Annotated in this window: 20 protein-coding genes and 3 pseudogenes; 6 read left to right on the top strand and 17 right to left on the bottom strand. The window is 34.4% G+C overall.

What is annotated here, in order from left to right:
• Both AZF08_RS28980 and tnpA read right to left on the bottom strand, forming a co-directional pair.
• On the bottom strand, positions 1-157 hold a 157-nt coding region (locus AZF08_RS28980), incomplete at its 3' end, for a helix-turn-helix domain-containing protein (RefSeq protein WP_153019551.1).
• Between the two features lie 10 nt (positions 158-167).
• A complete protein-coding gene (gene tnpA / locus AZF08_RS18675) occupies positions 168-566 on the bottom strand; it encodes an IS200/IS605 family transposase (protein WP_063177338.1) in 399 nt (132 codons plus the stop codon).
• 198 nt (positions 567-764) lie between these two features.
• On the opposite strand from tnpA, the gene AZF08_RS18670 reads away from it, so the two are divergent.
• Complete coding sequence (locus AZF08_RS18670) at positions 765-1,196, top strand: GNAT family N-acetyltransferase (protein WP_033678984.1); 432 nt, start codon at positions 765-767, stop codon at positions 1,194-1,196.
• 102 nt (positions 1,197-1,298) lie between these two features.
• Here the strand turns inward: AZF08_RS18670 and AZF08_RS18665 are convergent, their stop codons facing one another.
• Positions 1,299-1,703: a YxeA family protein gene (locus tag AZF08_RS18665; protein ID WP_033678991.1), complete on the bottom strand. Its 405-nt coding sequence runs from the start codon at positions 1,701-1,703 to the stop codon at positions 1,299-1,301.
• A 494-nt stretch (positions 1,704-2,197) separates the two neighbouring features.
• On the opposite strand from AZF08_RS18665, the gene AZF08_RS18660 reads away from it, so the two are divergent.
• Positions 2,198-2,518 carry a hypothetical protein gene (locus AZF08_RS18660; protein WP_033678985.1) on the top strand — a complete coding sequence of 107 codons (321 nt, stop codon included), beginning with the start codon at positions 2,198-2,200 and terminating at the stop codon, positions 2,516-2,518.
• Positions 2,519-2,576: 58 nt separating this feature from the next.
• Here AZF08_RS18660 and AZF08_RS18655 read toward each other — a convergent pair whose 3' ends face one another.
• The 5 genes from AZF08_RS18655 to AZF08_RS18635 form a co-directional block, all read right to left on the bottom strand.
• Positions 2,577-4,112 (bottom strand): MDR family MFS transporter, encoded by a 1,536-nt coding sequence (locus AZF08_RS18655; protein WP_033678986.1) that lies wholly within the window; start codon positions 4,110-4,112, stop codon positions 2,577-2,579.
• Between the two features lie 23 nt (positions 4,113-4,135).
• Positions 4,136-4,843, bottom strand: coding sequence for a polymer-forming cytoskeletal protein (locus AZF08_RS18650; protein ID WP_033678987.1), 708 nt, complete (start codon positions 4,841-4,843; stop codon positions 4,136-4,138).
• A gap of 24 nt (positions 4,844-4,867) precedes the next feature.
• A complete protein-coding gene (locus AZF08_RS18645) occupies positions 4,868-5,578 on the bottom strand; it encodes a polymer-forming cytoskeletal protein (protein WP_033678988.1) in 711 nt (236 codons plus the stop codon).
• Positions 5,579-5,591: 13 nt separating this feature from the next.
• On the bottom strand, positions 5,592-6,215 hold the full coding sequence (locus AZF08_RS18640) for a YhbD family protein (RefSeq protein ID WP_033678989.1): 624 nt from the start codon (positions 6,213-6,215) through the stop codon (positions 5,592-5,594).
• 158 nt (positions 6,216-6,373) lie between these two features.
• Entirely contained in the window at positions 6,374-8,149 is a 1,776-nt protein-coding gene (locus AZF08_RS18635; protein WP_033678992.1) for an ABC transporter substrate-binding protein, read from the bottom strand.
• 63 nt (positions 8,150-8,212) lie between these two features.
• On the opposite strand from AZF08_RS18635, the gene AZF08_RS18630 reads away from it, so the two are divergent.
• The gene (locus AZF08_RS18630; RefSeq protein WP_033678990.1) at positions 8,213-9,418 is read left to right on the top strand and encodes an MDR family MFS transporter; all 1,206 of its coding nucleotides are present in this window, start codon (positions 8,213-8,215) and stop codon (positions 9,416-9,418) included.
• A gap of 26 nt (positions 9,419-9,444) precedes the next feature.
• Here AZF08_RS18630 and AZF08_RS18625 read toward each other — a convergent pair.
• Positions 9,445-9,696, bottom strand: a pseudogene (locus AZF08_RS18625) (YjgB family protein); the annotation flags it as partial.
• Between AZF08_RS18625 and AZF08_RS30055 the strand changes: the two are divergent.
• Complete coding sequence (locus tag AZF08_RS30055; RefSeq protein ID WP_153019550.1) at positions 9,676-10,002, top strand: hypothetical protein; 327 nt, start codon at positions 9,676-9,678, stop codon at positions 10,000-10,002. The pseudogene AZF08_RS18625 and the gene AZF08_RS30055 overlap by 21 nt on opposite strands.
• Positions 10,003-10,262: 260 nt before the next feature.
• Here the strand turns inward: AZF08_RS30055 and AZF08_RS18620 are convergent.
• From AZF08_RS18620 to AZF08_RS18610, 3 genes and pseudogenes are all read right to left on the bottom strand, one after another.
• A pseudogene (locus AZF08_RS18620) lies at positions 10,263-11,933 on the bottom strand (IS200/IS605 family accessory protein TnpB-related protein).
• A gap of 250 nt (positions 11,934-12,183) precedes the next feature.
• Positions 12,184-12,579 carry a hypothetical protein gene (locus AZF08_RS18615; RefSeq protein WP_033676628.1) on the bottom strand — a complete coding sequence of 132 codons (396 nt, stop codon included), beginning with the start codon at positions 12,577-12,579 and terminating at the stop codon, positions 12,184-12,186.
• A gap of 93 nt (positions 12,580-12,672) precedes the next feature.
• The gene (locus AZF08_RS18610; protein ID WP_033676626.1) at positions 12,673-12,921 is read right to left on the bottom strand and encodes a GlsB/YeaQ/YmgE family stress response membrane protein; all 249 of its coding nucleotides are present in this window, start codon (positions 12,919-12,921) and stop codon (positions 12,673-12,675) included.
• Between the two features lie 298 nt (positions 12,922-13,219).
• Between AZF08_RS18610 and AZF08_RS18605 the strand changes: the two genes are divergently transcribed.
• A complete protein-coding gene (locus AZF08_RS18605) occupies positions 13,220-13,708 on the top strand; it encodes a DinB family protein (protein ID WP_033676624.1) in 489 nt (162 codons plus the stop codon).
• 89 nt (positions 13,709-13,797) lie between these two features.
• On the opposite strand, the pseudogene AZF08_RS18600 reads toward AZF08_RS18605, so the two are convergent.
• From AZF08_RS18600 to AZF08_RS18585, 4 genes and pseudogenes are all read right to left on the bottom strand, one after another.
• Positions 13,798-14,729: pseudogene (locus AZF08_RS18600) on the bottom strand (nucleoside hydrolase).
• A 98-nt stretch (positions 14,730-14,827) separates the two neighbouring features.
• Positions 14,828-15,016, bottom strand: coding sequence for a YvzF family protein (locus tag AZF08_RS18595; protein WP_033676622.1), 189 nt, complete (start codon positions 15,014-15,016; stop codon positions 14,828-14,830).
• A gap of 69 nt (positions 15,017-15,085) precedes the next feature.
• Complete coding sequence (locus tag AZF08_RS18590) at positions 15,086-15,871, bottom strand: class I SAM-dependent methyltransferase (protein WP_033676620.1); 786 nt, start codon at positions 15,869-15,871, stop codon at positions 15,086-15,088.
• Between the two features lie 206 nt (positions 15,872-16,077).
• Positions 16,078-16,665: a hypothetical protein gene (locus AZF08_RS18585; protein WP_033676618.1), complete on the bottom strand. Its 588-nt coding sequence runs from the start codon at positions 16,663-16,665 to the stop codon at positions 16,078-16,080.
• A gap of 232 nt (positions 16,666-16,897) precedes the next feature.
• On the opposite strand from AZF08_RS18585, the gene AZF08_RS18580 reads away from it, so the two are divergent.
• Positions 16,898-18,100 (top strand): MFS transporter, encoded by a 1,203-nt coding sequence (locus tag AZF08_RS18580; protein WP_033676616.1) that lies wholly within the window; start codon positions 16,898-16,900, stop codon positions 18,098-18,100.
• A 32-nt stretch (positions 18,101-18,132) separates the two neighbouring features.
• Here AZF08_RS18580 and pduL read toward each other — a convergent pair whose 3' ends face one another.
• Positions 18,133-18,702, bottom strand: a complete 570-nt coding sequence (pduL, locus tag AZF08_RS18575) for a phosphate propanoyltransferase (RefSeq protein ID WP_033676614.1) — start codon at positions 18,700-18,702, stop codon at positions 18,133-18,135.
• Positions 18,703-18,818 lie beyond the last annotated feature (116 nt).

Below are 18,818 nucleotides of genomic sequence, written 5' to 3'. Positions count from 1 at the left end.
TATACGTTAAGCCTTTTCCTGTTGTTTGATACGTTTCATTCCATAAGGACAAGAAGCGATTAAACACAAAACGGCTGGAACCGATTGTTTTCGCAATTAATACTTCCTGCTTGTTGTTTGGATATAAACGAAACTTATATGCTTTGTTGATTAACATTCTTTTCACCTCATTTCATTCCTTGACTTTCGATATACTGACGTACAACACTAATCGGTGTTCCACCTGTTGTAAGCAAGCAGAAACTTCTTGACCAAAAGTATTCTTTCCAAAGTCTCTTTCGGATTTGTGGAAACTCTTTCTTCAAGATACGAGAACTTGCACTTTTGTAGGCATTAATAAACTTTGATAACTCTGTTTTTGGATGTGTCTTAAACAAAACGTGAACATGGTCAATATCGTGATTCCACTCTAGTAGTGAAATGTGATATTTTTCTCCAAGCAAGACAAACATCTCTTTCGCACGCTCTGATATATCATCAGTTATCACTTTTCTACGGTACTTGATAACCAATACCAAGTGATAACGCAAACTGAATACCGAATGATTATTACTATCTAAATTCATTGATACACCAACCTTTATTACTTATCAGACTGATTGTATCAAAGATAAAATAAAAAGCAAAGGCTTTTGCTTCGCAAACCGAAATTCACCCCACCACTTATCATTGGGCTTCGCCCTTCACATGATTGAAGTAGGGGGACTCTTTCAGTAAAATCTGATAGAATAGAAATATCAGATTTTTCAAGGGGTGTATTTTTTATGGGAATCAAATTTGCTTCATCCGAAGATCTAGAATGGATTAATAATCAATATAGAGTAATTGGATTTGTACCAAGTGATTTACAAAAAGATAAAGTAGCAATTGTGACATATAACGGAGAATATGCGGGACTTGGGCGTTTAGTTAAGATTGATAAAAGCACATTAGAAATGGGTGGTATTTATATACTCCCTAAATATAGAGGCTACAAATTAGCCGGAAATCTCGTCTCTTTTTTAGTCCAAGAAGCAAAGCAATCGGATGCATCTAATATCTATTGTATCCCTTTCGAGGAACTTGCAGCTTTTTATAAAAAACATGGTTTTAAAGAAGTAAATACTGATCAAGAGGCTGTTCATCCTACTATTTTGAATAAATATAATTGGTGTTTACAAGAATATGATAAAAATGTTTTATTGTTTAAATTATAAACATTTTAAAATGCAAACTTCATTCCATACTAGTATTCGCTTCATCAAAAAACAAAGACGGTATGTACAATTATACATACCGTCTTTGCAACTATGAACAAGCTATATATTATTTTTCTCCATCTGCTCAAGTGCTTTTTTAGGCACTTCTTTTTCTTGTACTTCTTCGTATAATGAGATTCCTTTATATCCCTCATTATTTGTTTCATCAAATACATACACACGTAAAAATGCATTTGATTTCAAATTTTTATTAGCAGTAAACTTAATAGTTGCCGTATTTCCCTTTTCATCATATGCAATTACTTTGTATTCATAACGCTTCCACGTAGGGTCTCCTTTTTCTACCTCATATTCTTTTCCATTCTCTGTAATATGAACATACATTTTTTCTTTACCTAATTTTTGTTTCATGCCAGCTACATCCCAATCAAAACCTACAAAAGCAGTCATTAATAGACCTAATAATACAAGAAAAGCAATCAAAGTTACGAATAGTTTCTTCATGTTTTCAACCTCTAGTTTTAATATATATATCCATTTTGATTTTTCAACATATAAGTCGCTGCTACGAAAACAAAAGGAGATCTCCACTCGTTTTCTCCTTTTGTTTTCACTTGGCACGGGGCTGGAAGAAGATCTGACCGCTTCTATGCATGGTCGGATTCTCTCTCCCACCCAAAAAATTAGACTTTATGTCGGTTTTTTAATTTGTGTTTATATAGTATGTGACACCTCGTATACTATCAGAAAGCTTTTAACTTATTTATCTATTTCCCTTACAAAAACCTTACACTTTTGTAATAAATTCAAACTGATTTTAAATTAATAAGAATTTCCTTCCCCTTTACTAAATAACAATCTTCCTCACTAAATTTTCAGATGAGAATATTATTGTTCATGAATTGAGAACTATAATAAGGAAACAATTTCATCTTTCCACTAAAAAACGTTATAATAAACTGTAGCATCTACGATTACGTTATAAAGGAGAATGAAGCATGGCTAAAATTAAAGTGTATCAAGCAAAAGAAGAAAATATGGAAGCAGTAAAAAACATCATTGATGTGGAGGAACAAAACCCATCTGCTACTGATTTACAAAATCTATATGCATGCGTATTAGATACTGAGGACATGGCATTACCTGAATCATATATAGAAGAAGATATCTTAATCGATTCTATCGAAGTAATGGTAAACGTTTCTCAAAATAAACTAAGAGACCTAGGTACATACGATGTAATTGAAGTACAAAACAAAGGCAAAAAAACACAGATTTTATTATTAGCAGACGAAGAATACGAAATAATCGAAGGCTAATTGATAAAGTTACATACGAAAAACTCCTTTCTACTCTGGAAAGGAGTTTTTTCATCTTCTATGCTTTTGATGTTTCAACTTTGATGTTTTCTTGTTCTTTCTTATATACCATTCGTTCATTTCCCATAAAGAAGATGAATACGAATGCTAAACCTGCTGGAACTAAAGCCCACATAAACGTATGAACGATGGAACTAGAAAGAGCTTCAATAATTTTATCTAATATTTGTGGTGGAATTTGAGAGCGAGCACCTTCTGAAAGTATAGCTCTTGAATCTCCAAGAGCATTACTGCTTATCCCGCCGATCATACCTTTAAATGCTTCTTCCAACTGATCTTGAAAACCAGTTCTTTGAATCATACCAAAGATTGTAATTCCAAGTGTCATACCTAATGAACGAATAAAGTTACTCGTTGAAGTTGCTGATCCCCTTTGGTTCATACCAAAGCCATGGATTGCAGCCATACTTAATACCGAAAATGAGAAGCCTACACCAAAACCGATAATAATCATATAAACGGTTAACCACACACGGCTCGTTTCTGGTGTTAATGTGCTCAATAAAAACAATCCACCGATCATAATTACAGCTGAAATGATCATGATATTACGGTAACTAAGCTTTGATGTTAAAAAACCACCTAACTGTGCTGTCACGACTGATCCAAGCATCATTGGTAATAGTAATAAGCCTGAATTTGTTGCTGATCCACCGTATACACCTTGAATAAACAGAGGAATATATACAGTAGCTGACATAAATGCAGCCCCGTAAAATAACGCAACAATTGTACTCATTCCGAATAAACGTTGTTTAAACATTTCAAATGAGATGATAGGTTCTGCCACTTTTCTTTCGATAAAAATAAACATGATAATTAAAATAGCAAATGCCGCAAATAAACTTAAAATAAAATTAGAATCCCAATCATATTTCTGCCCGCCAAGTTCTAATGCGAACATTAAGCAAACTACCGCTCCGACTAATGTAATCGCACCAAACCAATCGATCTTTTGTTTTTGATGAACTCGTGATTCTTTATAAAAGAACACAATAAAAATAAGTGATAGAATCCCAAGCGGTAAGTTAATATAAAATACCCAGTGCCAGCTAATGTAATCTGTAATATATGCGCCGAGCAACGGCCCGAAAATACTAGATAATCCAAAGACTGCACCAAATAACCCACCCATCTTCCCGCGCTTTTCGGGCGGAAAAATATCAAAGACAATCGTAAAAGCAATTGGAACGAGCGCCCCGCCACCAATTCCTTGAATGGCACGATAAATACCTAACTGTGTAATATTTTCCGCTGTACCACAGAGTGCAGAACCAATCATAAAGACAATTAGACCAAAAATAAAGAATCGCTTTCTCCCGTACATATCTGATAGTTTTCCAAAGATCGGCATCCCTGCCATTTCTGCTACCATATATGCGGATACAACCCAAACAAAGTTTTCTAATCCGCCTAAATCACCAACAATTGTTCCCATCGCTGTAACAACAATGGTATTATCCATTGATGCCATTAAAATCCCTAGTAATAAACCGGCAACAACAAAGCCAAGTTTACTATTCTTTGCAACCATATAGCTTGCTCTCCCTCTTACATCTATATTCGTTTCTGTTCTTTTACAATTGATTTTCCTTTTTGGTTCAAACTCGTATGATATTCCACAACACTTATTTCACAACCAGGACCAATTGTAACATTGTTCCCTCTCACTATGTCAGCTATTGTGTGTTCTAAATAAATGTCATCCCCTTCAATAATTGATGTCTGAAGGTTACCAGTATGGCTTGTAAAAGGAATAAATCTAGCTTTCTTTCGTACAGTAATCTTTTTCCCGCCAATTTCTCTTACTTTACTTCCTTCATAACGCAAGGAAATGTTAATATTCTCTGCGTTTAAAAGTCCTTCACTTTCAAGGCCACCAGTTAATAAAAATTCTTCCACCTCAATATCTTCTTTTACAGTCAGTCCTCCTTTAATGTCCACAAAGTTTCCAGCTAACCTTCCATTCACCTCAAACATTCCTCGAATTTTTGTTTTGTTTATATGACAATCATTCTGTACTTGTGCATTACCATACACTTTCACATACTCAGCATGTAAATCTCCTTGTACTTCACTATCTCCATACACAATATACGAGTTTGCCGTCATATCACCGCGAACATCACTTGTTCCGTATGTTTTAAATTCATTACAACTAACATGATTTGAAATGGTTCCTTCTCCTCGAATCTTCACCTTATTATAAGCTCCACCTGATGAGCTACCAGAGCCATTCAAAGTAAGATTATCTTGCTTTTCCATGCCTATTCCTCTCTCCATAAAAAATTAAACTTGCTGAATTTCTTTTACTTTTGCATTTTTATCGACATGAAGAACCCCCGTATATTCAATAATCCCAATCTCACAATTCGGCCCAACTGTAACATTGTTTCCTCTTACTGTACCAATTTGTACATGGTCAATATCAATATTGTCGCCTTCTAATAGTTCAGCTTCTAACTGCGATCCAAACATTGTTTTAAAGAGTCTACTAAATACAGACAACCTTTGTCTTGCTTTAATTGTTTGCCCGCCTATTTCTTTTGCTCTACATGTACCATGAATATCGATATCAATTTCATCTGCACTTAGTAAACCGCCGATGGTAAATTGTCCTTGTGATGAAAAAACATCCACCTCGCAGTTACCGTCTATAGTCGCTTGCCCACGAATCTTTAATTCTTCTCCAGTCAAAGTGCCACCAATTGTCCCTTTACCTGAAATCTTCATATTACTAGCACTTACATCTCTTGTAATCGTTGCTTTTCCATCAATTCGCATGTCTTCAGTACTTACTTTCCCATCAACTTTTCCAGAGCCGCTAATCCTTGTACGTTCACTTTTCAAATCACCATTTACATTACCTGACCCATTACATTCAAAGTCATCACAGTCAATATTTCCATTCACAGTTCCTTTTCCATTTAACTGAACTTTATAAAACTCTCCACCATTAGAAGAACCGTAGCCATTTATAATTAATTTTTCTGTACGCATTATTTCTCCTCCACTACAACAGTTTTGTTTTTAATGCTTCTGTATAATTCATGATTGCCGCGCGTATGACTATCTTCGTACCTTTTTCAAACAGTAAATCTTCCACGTTTGAAACTAAGAAACATGTAGAAATACCTAGCTTACGAACTACAATTAATTCACTATTCTTTTGTTTAATGATTTCATAGTGCTTATGTAGTACTTGCAGTACCATCTTACCTTCTTCCAAACTAATTTCCCCGGATTGAAGCAGCTCCTCTAAAATATATACATAGAGAATATCAACGAATTGAAATTCGCCTGGTTTATTGGTTTGTTCTATAAAAAATTGTATAACCGTTTCTGAGGCAATGCCTTTTCGTACTATGTCTTCTTTTGTTAAACAAATCTCTGTTACACTTGGCGAAAACATATTCGCTAATTCATCAAGAGACAAGTCCTCTTTCATCGTTTGGATTTTATCAATACGTTCTAATATCTTTTCTTTCGGAAAAAATGTTTCTTGCCCCGTAAAAGTTGATTTCCTCACAAACCAATCTTCGGGTATTAAATTCTTTCTTTTCCACCTATATAGCTGTCCGTATGAAATACCAGTTAGTTCCAATAAATCTTTTTTTGAAATTAAATCCGTACTCAACTGTATAACACTCCTTCCCGATAACAATGTAACATAACACTGTTACGTCGTAAATAGGTGTTTATAAAAGTGTACGTAACAATGTATGAAATCAAGCTTTGATTCCATACAAAAAGGGCCTTTCGGATTTCATTAAAAACCGAAAGAACCCTTATTCATTAAGGTTTAAACCATACATTATAAAAATCAATCCAACCTTGAGAGTTAATCATTATATTTTGTACTTTTTCATGTGTACTTATGTGCTGTTTATTGCGATATAAAGGAATGATATGAATGTTACGCAACACTGTGTCCTCGATATCGCGTAACAGTGTAATTCGTTTCTCTAAACTATGTTCAATAAAATATGGCCGTAATTGTTCATTAAAATCAAGAAAACTATGCTGATGAATAAAGCTATTTTTTGAAAGAAACATATACAGCAAACTACCTTCTGTTTGCTCGCTAATTGTAGCACTATCATGAATGATATCTGCTTGCTTTATCGTTTTAACCTGCAATAATTCCGATGTATCGAGAAATTCTATTTCAATTACAATTCCATACTTGGCACATTCTTTTTGAACCCACTCTGAATCTTCTACATGATCTCTTCTCTTAAACGTATACAAATATAATGTTTCATCATCATATTTACTACTTTGTATTAAAGTATGAATATCCTCTTTTATTTCTGGAACAGAGTGATTCGTTAATAATAATTCCTCCGCTACTTCACCACGCTCCCCCTCTAACTCATCTATTATTTTGTTACCATGAATAATTTTATGTAATGCTTTTCGAAATACTACATCCTGCATCGGTCCTTGTTTTTCAGTGTTTAACGTTATGTAAGTTACATTAGACTCCAGTTTAGAAAGTTCTTTATAATGCTTTTCTATATCTTTATGTTGTGCTTTCACTAAAACATCATATGTATCAATACTTTGTCGCACATTCCATAGTTCAATTCGATCAAGAAAGGGTCGTTCACGAAAATACAAATCATGGGCTTCTAATACAAAAATAGACTCATTATTTTCACATAGTTTAAATGGTCCTGTTCCAGTTAAGTTGTCTTTCTCATCTTCCATTACAATAGAACACTGTTCTGCACTTAAACCATATAAGAATAACTGATTTTCTGTATGTAAGTGAATCTCCACGATATATTCATCTACAATATGCATGCTTTCAATATGTTGAAGCATCCACAAATGCGGGTTATTCTCCTTTTGTATAAACCTATTAAATGTATATACAACATCATGAGCTGTAAATCGTCTTCCATTATGAAATTGAACGCCTTTACGTAAATAAAAAGTCCATACTTTTTGATGATCATTATATTCCCAGTGAAACGCAAGTCTCGGTTCGATTGTATTTGTACTTTCGTTAACATATATAAGTGTGTCATAAATATGTTTCACCATATGGCATTCTGAACGCATCGTAGCGTATATAGGATCCAAAGAAATCCCCAGATTCATTCCAACTTGTAAACGAAGTACATCTTGTCTTCCTTGAGAAGTCATTTCAATTTGATAACCGAATATGGAATCTATCCAACTTTGAAATTGCTTTTCCAACAAAGGAAAATACAAGCTATATTGTTCAACAAATGTTTTTCCGCCCTTTACATCCCCTTGTTTCGTTATTTCTTTCCCCTTTTCTAAAACTAAAGAAATCGGATTTTTTTGAAACGCTAACTTTGATCGATTCCCTCTCCCGCGGCCTGGAAACCAACAAATCCAAGCTAACTCTTCTAATCTTTTGATAATAAATTTACTATTACGATCCGTACAAAATAATGTTTCCGATATATTTTGTAATGATATTTCTATTTTTTCTCCCTCTGTTCTTCCTTTTCCATACTGGAGCCACAGCTGTATGTACTGCTCCAAAATAACCATACTGATCCCCCTAAAAGATGAAAAATTCTCCTCTTTCATTCTACCCTTTTTCATTTCTTGCTTCTATCTTAAGATTTCAATATAGAAAGGAGGAACTAAAAAATGAACAATCTTATAAAGCGCTATAATAAACCAATTCGAATTCGATTATTAGGTGAATTATTAACACGAACAACTGAGGCCATGTTAGCCATTATCTTTATTGTACATGTCAATAAAGCGCTAGAAGGTAATGTAATCCTTACAATGCTTCTGTTTGGATTGCAGCCACTTTCTGATATTGTGTTCACACTAATTGCTGGAGGTGTAACAGATCGTTACGGCAGAAAAAAGATCATGTTACTCGGGTTATTCGTGCAAGCAATTGCAATAGGCGGATTTGTGTTTGCTGAATCAGTAGCATTCTTTGCTTTGTTATATATGATGAATGGCATTGGCCGCTCCTTATATATTCCTGCTCAGCGTGCTCAAATTGCAGATTTAACGAAACAAGAAAAACAAGCTGAAATATTCGCTGTTCTCCAAACAGTAGGAGCTATCGGTGCTGTAATTGGTCCATTACTTGGTGCCTTTTTTTATAATAGTCACCCTAAATACTTATTTATCATTCAAGCTGTTGCTCTCCTATTGTATGCAGTTCTCGTATGGACACAGCTTCCAGAAACAGCACCAATGATTCAAACTAATGAAAGATTAGCACAAGTAACTACACGTAAACAGTTTATCTTTAGACATTACGCTGTATTCGGACTGATGCTATCTACTCTTCCGATTAGCTTTTTCTATGCCCAAACTGAAACCAATTATCGTGTATTTGCAGAAAATATCTTTCCAAATTTCCTATTTGTCCTAGCGTTCATCTCAACTTGTAAAGCGATAATGGAAATCATACTGCAAGTTGGTCTTGTAAAATGCTCTGAACGGTTTTCTATGCCCAAAATAATCGTGATCTCATATATTTTCTATACGCTAGCAGCCATTGGGTATGGCTATTCTACAACATTATGGTCACTCTTCTTCACATTGCTTTTCTTGACAATCGGAGAAAGTATCGCTTTAAATCATTTATTACGATTTGTTTCAAGAATAGCACCAAGTCACAATCGCGGATTGTATTTCTCTATTTACGGCATACACTGGGATATTTCTCGAACATGCGGCCCCGTTATTGGAGCCTTTGTATTAAATCACTTAAGCGGTAGCACCCTATTTTATATTTGTGCCTGCTTGTTAATAATCGGAGGAACCATTCAAACTTACTTTGTTTATTCAGTAGAACGTAACAAATCAAAAGAGCTGTCCTTATGAAAGAACAGCTCTTTTTCTTATATCTACTACCCTGCCATATTATTAATACTGTCCTCCGGAGAAAATACAGAAATATGATCAACTTTCCTAGTAGAATTTTGGATAACAAATTTCACTTCAAATTGATCGTTTGCCTTATAAATATATATTTTGTCATTTCCAGTTACCTTAATTGACATCGGTTTTCCTAAGAGCTTTTCAATTGCCTGTAAAGTCAATGCATGAAGTTCTGGATCATTAGAACGAACGTCGAAAATTTGAGAACCTTTATTAAAGCCAGTCATTATCTTGAAAATTTCGTTGTAATTCACATTGCAGATCATGAATACATAGAAGGAACTCTTATCATTGGCCCTTCTACCTATCCACGTTTATCGGAAGATATGGTTATTAAACTCATGAATGAATTTGGCTTAGTTACCGGAATACAAGATGGAATCTATTACTATCATTCTGTACCTACTACTAAAAAAATTACTTTAATTCATATAAGTATTTTATTGTATCAGATGATTTATAACGAAAAATTAGATGTAAGTACTGTTTGGAAAAGAATTGAACTCCCCCCACCTACCTCTACATGAGCTTGAGGTGGGGGATTCTACTGTTTCCGCCCTAACAAAAACACTTCCTCTCGTTCAACAAAGAGGATACAACGATATAGAAATCTGGTAGTGTCTTTCGGCAAGACGACCACTTTCTATCTTCCGAGGAAAACAGAAAAGGTACAGCTACTTTCTTACTATATCGAGGAAAAGAACACCTTGTCATGCATCCAGTTCCTAGACCTGTTATCTGCTCTGGTGACAAGCGTAAGAGATTGGGACAAGGGGATCTTTTTTCATTATGCAAATAGTTTTGTGAGTTTTTTCTTTTCACTTTCAAATAAGTCTAATCGCTCGATTTGTAATGCCTCTTTCGACTGATTCACATCATATAACTGATAGAAATGATGCGTACGAATATCCAATCGATTGTTTAATTGATGCCAATGGCTCCAGTGATGTGCGTCTTTCTTTGGAATATAAGGCTGAAGCACTTGAGGTACTTTTTCTTTGTATCCTAATCCACGACGACCAATTGTAAAGGCGGCCGATTGATGGATTGAAATCCCAAACTTCCACATATATTTCATCTTTCCTGAGATTGAAGTGTAAGCTGGATTGACTTGAAAGACAGCCACGCCCATTTTATCCGCACGACCCAGAATTGCGTCTGTCATCTTCTGATAAGCGAACAGACTCTTCATTCGATTCGCTCGCTTATTTCCGTATCGATCACCTGTTTTAGATTGAGTTGTATTAAGTTTCTCCATCACAATCGGTTTGTTATATCGCTCTGCTAAGTCAACTAAGCGCATGGCTTCCGCTTCGATTATCTTTGTGATTTGTCCAGTAGATTTATCTATAATGGAAAAACGGAGAGAACCACTTCCTTTGTAATTCCCATCTTTGGTTATATTTGCCCAAGCAAAATGATCTAGATTACAATCTACACCCATCACACCATCGGATTTACTATCATTCGTGTGAGGATTTTGTGGTACATCGATTAAACATTTCACAATATAATACTCGCCATAATCTTCCACAGACCACGCAATCGGTTTGCCATGTTTTTTCTTATTCTTACACTGTAATTGGTTTGTAATCATTTCTTCGACAGTTTCTTGCCCATATGGGAATGTGACAGCTGGAAACATAAGCGTTTTTCCTGTACTTGTTGTCATCCATAACTCCTGATTCTGGGCAACATACTGAAACACAAAATTTCCGTGTTTGGCATCTTTACGGCCAGATAGAATGAGTTGTTTATTTCGAGCATGGGAAAACAATGTTTTCCATTTGTCATGGTTATGTATAAACTCATCGATTATAAATTGAGACCGAAACAGTTTTTTACTTCCAAATACTGCGCTCGGAATATAGTTTTGGTACGATTCACGTTCCTGTTCCAAACGGTATTACCTTTGAGTCAAACGGCCGATTTTTACCTTCAGCCATTTGATTTGAACATCTAAGTACTGGTGCTCAAACAAATATTCATTCGCCCAAACCAATATATCTTCATTACGAGATAAGGAAATGATCTTGTTGTTCTTCGAAAAGCGGGAGTTTTTGGGAAACGTAATCTTTCCTTTCACACAACTTTGTTTGATTTTACGAAGCTTTGTCAGTTTTGTACGTTCTTGCTTCAATTTCTTTTTGATTTTCCCCAGCTTCTCTTGTGTTTGTTTCTCATATATTTTCTGTAACGCTATTAAACCTGTAAACAATGCCTTTGCTTCTTGCATCGCACTGTTTGCATAGTAATCATTCAATTGATATTTCCGTTTGAGAACAAGATGAAGACTATCCGCATGCATCTTACGGTTCCAACGTTTTTCTCGGACGATTGTTTGAAACGCATATCGTTTCGCCCTATTAAATATTTCCATTGTCTGTACTAATATATCTACCATTTCATGTGGTAAATCTATCTTATAGATTCGTTTCGAAAAATACGCTTTCTTCACCTGTTCTCACCTCATTTTGTTTAATAAGACAATTATGCAACAAAACAAACATACGTTCTACAAAGAATGTTTTTTCTTTAAAAAAAAGAAAAAACCGATTCATCCCCCACCTTCACTTCGTTTAGAGGAAGGAGTCTTCTCGGTTAAAATGATAAATAACATCCCCTTCCTTATTAAAGAAAAACTTGAACATATGATCATATCAAAAAATAAAAAAGCTGCCCTTTAAAAGGCAGCTTTCGTTATGTACTTATACTTCGATATTTTTTCCATCTTCAACAATATGGTAAAGTAAGTGAGCTAAATGATGAATTGGACCGTATTCTTCTTCTTCTTCATTTGTTTCACCTTGGAATTCAAGATCATTTAAATATAGTGCTAAAAATTGATAGAATAATTTCAAATCAAATCCGTAGCAAGCACTTGGTTCTTGATGATCCCCTTCATATTGCAACATTAAGTATTGTTCGTTTCCTTCTTTGTCTTCTGCATCAAAGAATACAAAGAAACCAACATTTGTATCTAAATCAAATAAATGACGAGTACCCTTTTCTGTTGCTTGATTGAAGTCCTCTTCACTTAACTTATGTACTGTTGTTGCTTTTGCATTGTCTTCTTGATGAAAGTTTACTGTAAATGATTTCAATGCTGACACCTCCTAATTGTATAACAGTAGCATAACAGATTAGACAAGATAATACAAAAAGGACTGCTTACAAAGTAAACAGCCCCTCATCCTTTATTTCCTCATTGCACGTAATAAGAAGCTCACAATGAAAATTAAGATAATTGCACCAATTAAGGCTGGAATAATCGCAAATCCACCTATAATAGGACCGAATTTACCAAGTAACGCTGTACCAACCCATGAACCGATGATACCTGCAATAATATTACCGATAACTCCACCAGGTACATCTTTTCCAGTAATAAGGCTTGCAAACCAACCTAAAATACCACCGACGATTAAAGACCATATAAATGTCATATCATTTCCTCCTTTATTAAAAACCAACAAATAATAAAATAAACCATTGCTTACCGTTAGTTATGTTACTTTTCTTAATAAGTTATACTTTAAATGATTTGTGTTCCTAAAAATATTTAGACTAATTTTTTATTCATACCTTATATCTTTTATCCTCTAATCTTACTTAAGGTTATAAAGACTTTTAAAATAATAATTATAAAGTTCCATCTACTCCAAAAACGAACAAATGTTTTGATTTTATTCTAAAAATTCAGTGAAATATATCTGGAATCTAAAAATAAGGGGAGAAATTCGAATGAACAATATTGATTTTTTATTGCTTAACCTAGCTGAAGTTAGAAGACGAAGTATAAAGGTTTGGACAGCTATCCCAAGTAATAAATTGGATTGGAAACCTGATGCTGAAGCGTTAAGTTGTAAAGAAATGATACGACATGTTCTGGCAGCAGAATACGGTTATCTACAGATACTAAAAAATAGAGGCAGCGTACAGAATCCAGTTTACCCTTTTGAAGCAAGAGCATTTACATCTATTCAAGATGAACTTAACTTTGCCGAGCCTTATCATGAACAGTTTATCAATTTTGTCAAATCCTTATCAAATGACGACTTAGAGCACATAAAAATTGATCGTTCAGATTTAACTGAGCTTGGATATACTGGTTATATTCGTTCTTTAGGCGACATGCTGCTACGAATCGCATACCATGAAGGTGTTCATACGGGACAATTATTGGATTATATGCGAACGATGCAAATTGAACGCCCAGATATATGGGATTAAATTTTTCTCCATTCACATATCTTAATTAATAAAGTCTCCACTTCCAGCTCAGATTGTTCTTGTTTTCCATTCATCCGTATAGATACCATCTAAGAACAATCTGGTTGTAACATCGTACTCATAAATTCCTTTTTGAATGCTTGATAGCTGAAATCAACTGCAATTCTTTGTACAGGTCGATTATCAAATCTTGTAGGCTCAGCTATTTTTCTAAAGTCCGCTACGCTTTGTCCCCTGGTTACATCATTTGTCGTACTAACCCATACAGCCGATTTCTTGTACTCAAAGATATCATCTTGAATTAGTGCAATGAACGGTAATAAATCGTGAATAGGACTTCCACTAATTCCAGGGTATTCTTTTTTATAAAAATTCTCATAATAAAAATCAATCATTAGTTTAATTAGCTTCGCTTGACCTGTTCCCTTTTTATTAATAATACTTACCATTTCAGGGGTAATAAGTGCTCGCTGTGTTACGTTTAATGGGTAAATACTAGCATTCTTTGCGTATTTCATAACAATATTTGCCGCAATTGGATCTCCATAAAAATTCGCCTCTGAAACAGGAGTAACGTTACCTGGGAATAAAAATGCGCCACCCATTATATAATACGCACATACTCGGTTCATTAAATCTGGATACAAAAGGAATAATGTTGCAAGTGAGGTCAAACGCCCTGTCGCCACAATAATAATATCTTCCGGACAAGGTTCAATTAACTTAATCACTTCACAAAAGTTTTCTCTTTCCTGTATCCTCATTTTCGGTGGGATTATCGGTCCTAATCCATGGTCTCCATGAATCTCAGGAAAGAACAAAGGCTCTTCTGCCGTCATTGGTCGGCTTGCCCCTTTTATCACTTTCACTCTTGTAGCATAAAATAAACATTTTCAGTTACAATTTCTCTTGAAATGTTGCCATAATCCGCTACAATCCCAATAATATTAAGCTTACATGTCTTCTCTACATAAATTAAGGCAACGGCATCATCAATACCGAAATCTCCAAAAAAGATTATTTTCTTATTAACCCTTCTTCCTCCTCCCCATCATATTCTACTATTATTATTATGCGAAAAAGACAAGGCGGTGAAACAGTATAAAACAAAAAAGCCGCCTATTTACCGGCGGCCTCCATCTTTTTATAAGATAGATATGCTAATACGTTCTTACTTGCATTATATTTTGGATTGTTTCCTTTTCTCGGCTCCCTAACATGAGTTTTTTCAAACCCTGGAATTTCAGGCATCCTTTCCAAAAATTCAACAATCTCTGTCTCAGTTCCTTCAACACGTACACGAATCATAATTACTACTCCTTAATACTTGTTTTCTCTGTAATAAGTATATCGTACATGTGAAAGACTGCAAGACAATTATCTTTTTAGTGTGGCACTCTTCTGGCATACAAAGAGTGCCATCTCCGTATAAAAAGATTCCACCTTATTATTTTTGAAATGAATTTTGAAAAACTCCTGCATTTCATTTGATGTTCTCATCATACAGTCTGTTAACTTTATCCGCTTTTGTAATGGTACATCCATCATATCGCACCACCAATCAAAGTTAAATTGTTTCTCAAATGTGAGACATGATTGCATTTGTAAACCACTCTTTTCTAACAATGAAATCCATTCTGTTTTTTTCAATGCTCGCCTGTGACTTGGATCTCGTTTCTTTTCAATGAAATTATAAAATGTATCGTATTCTAGATTTTCTGGTGAGACATTATCAATCAAAATAAACAAGCCTTTTTCTTCTAATGTGCGATGTACTTCGCTAATAAATTGAGAAGGATTTAAAAAATGATGTGCTGCGATGCGACAAACAATTGTATCAAACGATGCAGCAGCAAATGGTAATTCTTCAGCATTTCCTACTACAAATGACACATTATCATGTCCATTTGTAAGGATAAATTCTTTCGCATTCTCTAACATTTTCTCCGTTAAATCAAGAGCAACTACATCTTGAAATACTGGAGCTAATAAATTAGCAACATGTCCACCGCCTGTAGCAATATCAAGAAGATGAATATTTTTACGACCTTGCACTTGTTGAACTAAATATTGTAAATCGGGGCCTTTTGCATGAATTTTACTTTTAACATACTTTTCCGCATTACTACCAAACTGAGTCTTTACAAGTTCTTCATTACTCATTCTGGATCATCTTCTTTCTACATATATTTACATATTCTTTTCAGCAGAAACATGAAAATATCCTCTTTTCAATGAGCTCATGATTTAGGTTTAATAAACTTCTTTTTGGTCATTTGAAAATTACATATAACTTGAATGAGTACTACCAACTCGCATCTATACTTTTTATTTTCAGTTTAAAAACAAATTATATCTCGATACTTTGTTCAGTGTATTAGAAGCATAGTATCTGGCTGTCTTTCTTCTTTTTTCATATATGTTCGAACTTTTTCTCGATACGCATGTACAATGAAAGGAAATGATAATATGAACAATTTCTCGAATATATCTTCTTCATATATATCAATCCATTCTTTTATCTCTACACAATGATTAAAAATCAATGTTTCATAATTCCCTAATTCAATTTCCGTTTCCCTTACTCCAATTTCTTTTAGTGCCTCCTTACATAATAACGAGTTCCTATAAACAAAAAGCGGGAAATAATAGGCGTAAATCATTTCACGGCACTTCTCTCTAACCATTTCATCTAACCGGATATGGTATAAACCAACTTCTAAATAGAATCCACCTCTTAATTTCCCACTATACTCCCCCAAGAAATCTTCTGTTGTATCGTACAAATACTCTTCATGCGCTTGATTTGTATTCACTAAAATACCATTAGAATTCACAATAAACTTAGGGACTGATATGTAATAATACACAACCCAAAAACAAAGTTTCCCTAATATTTCTTCTTCATGTACCTGTAGAAACTGACCAAATAATTTCTTGAAAAACTGTTGTATCATATTCATCCCTCCCTAAAAACATTTTAGATTTATTTCACTTTATTTTCCAAAATATAAATTTCAATTTCCAACCTTAAAAACCATAGTTTCACCTAAATCAAAAAGATTGAACTTTCATTACCTAACACGTAATATAGACTCTGACTCTAAAAAAATGATGTTTATAATTTAATCATGAAAAGGAGGCTTTATATACGATTTTTTCTATTTTAAAAGACTGAGAGGTTTTATTATGTGGCGGAATAAAAATGTCTGGATTGTCCTGATTGGTGAATTTATTGCAGGACTTGGTTTATGGCTCGGTATTCTTGGTAACTTGGAATTTATGCAAAAATATGTACCTTCTGATTTTATGAAATCAGTCATTTTATTTATCGGACTATTAGCCGGTGTTCTTGTAGGACCAATGGCCGGCCGAGTAATCGATCAATACGAAAAGAAGAAAGTTCTCCTCTACGCAGGTTTTGGTCGCGTTATCAGTGTTATTTTTATGTTTTTTGCTATTCAGTATGAAAGTATTGCCTTTATGATTGCTTTTATGATCGCCCTTCAAATTTCGGCGGCCTTTTATTTTCCTGCATTGCAGTCTGTTATTCCACTTATTGTTCGTGAACATGAACTATTACAGATGAACGGTGTACACATGAATATTGGAACAATCGCTCGTATTGCTGGAACTTCATTAGGAGGCATTCTTCTTGTCGTTATGAGCTTACAATACATGTACGCATTCTCAATGGCAGCATACGCTTTATTATTCTTTTCAACCTTTTTCCTACAATTTGAAGATCAAAAAACGAATACATCAAGTAAAAAAGCAGCAAAAGATAATAGCTTTATGGAAGTATTTCGTATTTTAAAAGGGATTCCTATCGCATTTCGGGCACTTATTTTAAGTATCATTCCCCTTTTATTCATCGCTGGTTTCAATTTAATGGTTATTAATATTAGCGAAATGCAGCATGATCCGACAATTAAAGGATTTATTTATACAATTGAAGGTGTGGCTTTTATGTTAGGGGCTTTCGTTATTAAGCGTCTATCTGATCATTTCTCACCTGAGAAATTACTTTATTTCTTCGCTTTCTGTACTGCTTTTGCACATCTCTCACTGTTCTTTAGTGATATAAAATGGATGTCACTTGCATCATTTGGCCTGTTTGGTTTTAGTGTTGGTTGTTTCTTCCCTATCATGTCGACAATTTTCCAAACAAAAGTTGAAAAAAGTTATCATGGACGACTTTTCTCTTTCCGTAATATGTTTGAAAGAGTTATGTTCCAAATTGTCTTACTTGGAACTGGATTCTTCTTAGATACAATCGGTTTACAGTATATGGTGCTTATTTTTGGTGCTATTTCATTATTAATTATTTTCATGTCATTATCAAAACAAAAACAGACAAGTAAGAATACTTCCCAAGTATCAAACGTGTAAAATCCATCTCAAAATTGAGATGGATTTTTCTCTTATTGTAAGAGCTGACCTAAGTCTCCTGTTCTTATATTCCCACCATTGGCTTCATCTGTATCAATATGCATATCTAATGCGTACGTATCTTTGACACGGATTAATACTTGATTAAAAACCAATCCTCTGTCTCCTTCTACTTTAACACTTACATATTGTCCATCTTTCACTTGAAATTTGTCAGCATCTTGAGAAGTCATGTGGATATGTCGTTCCGCAACAATTACACCTTTATCAAGTTGAAGAGAACCGTTTGGACCAATTGCAGTAATTCCTGGTGTTCCATCAATATTACCTGATGCACGAATTGGAGCATTGATCCCCAGCTTACGCGCATCTGTTTTTGAAATTTCAACTTGTGTAAATTTCCTAGTAGGCCCCAGAATTCTCACCTTTGAAATTTCGGATTTTTCCGTCTTAATTGTTACCGTTTCAACTGCTGCAAATTCTCCCGGTTGTGAAAGTTCTTTTGCAACCGTTAGCTCGTATCCTTCTCCAAAAAGTTTTTCTAAATCTTCGTTTGTCAAGTGAATATGCCGATTCGATACGCCAATTGGAATTTGTTTCACCTTAAACACCTCTTTATCTCATTATCAAATTCATATTTTTAGTATTACCTTCTTTTTCTGTTTACACGACAACGTTTTGAATTACGTATAAGCACATAAGAAACAACAGCTGAAAA

It is taken from the genome of Bacillus gaemokensis, from assembly GCF_001590835.1.
In the GTDB taxonomy this organism is placed as follows: domain Bacteria; phylum Bacillota; class Bacilli; order Bacillales; family Bacillaceae_G; genus Bacillus_A; species Bacillus_A gaemokensis.
Note: the sequence above shows the minus strand (reverse complement) of the source record. Positions and strands in the feature narration are given on the sequence as shown.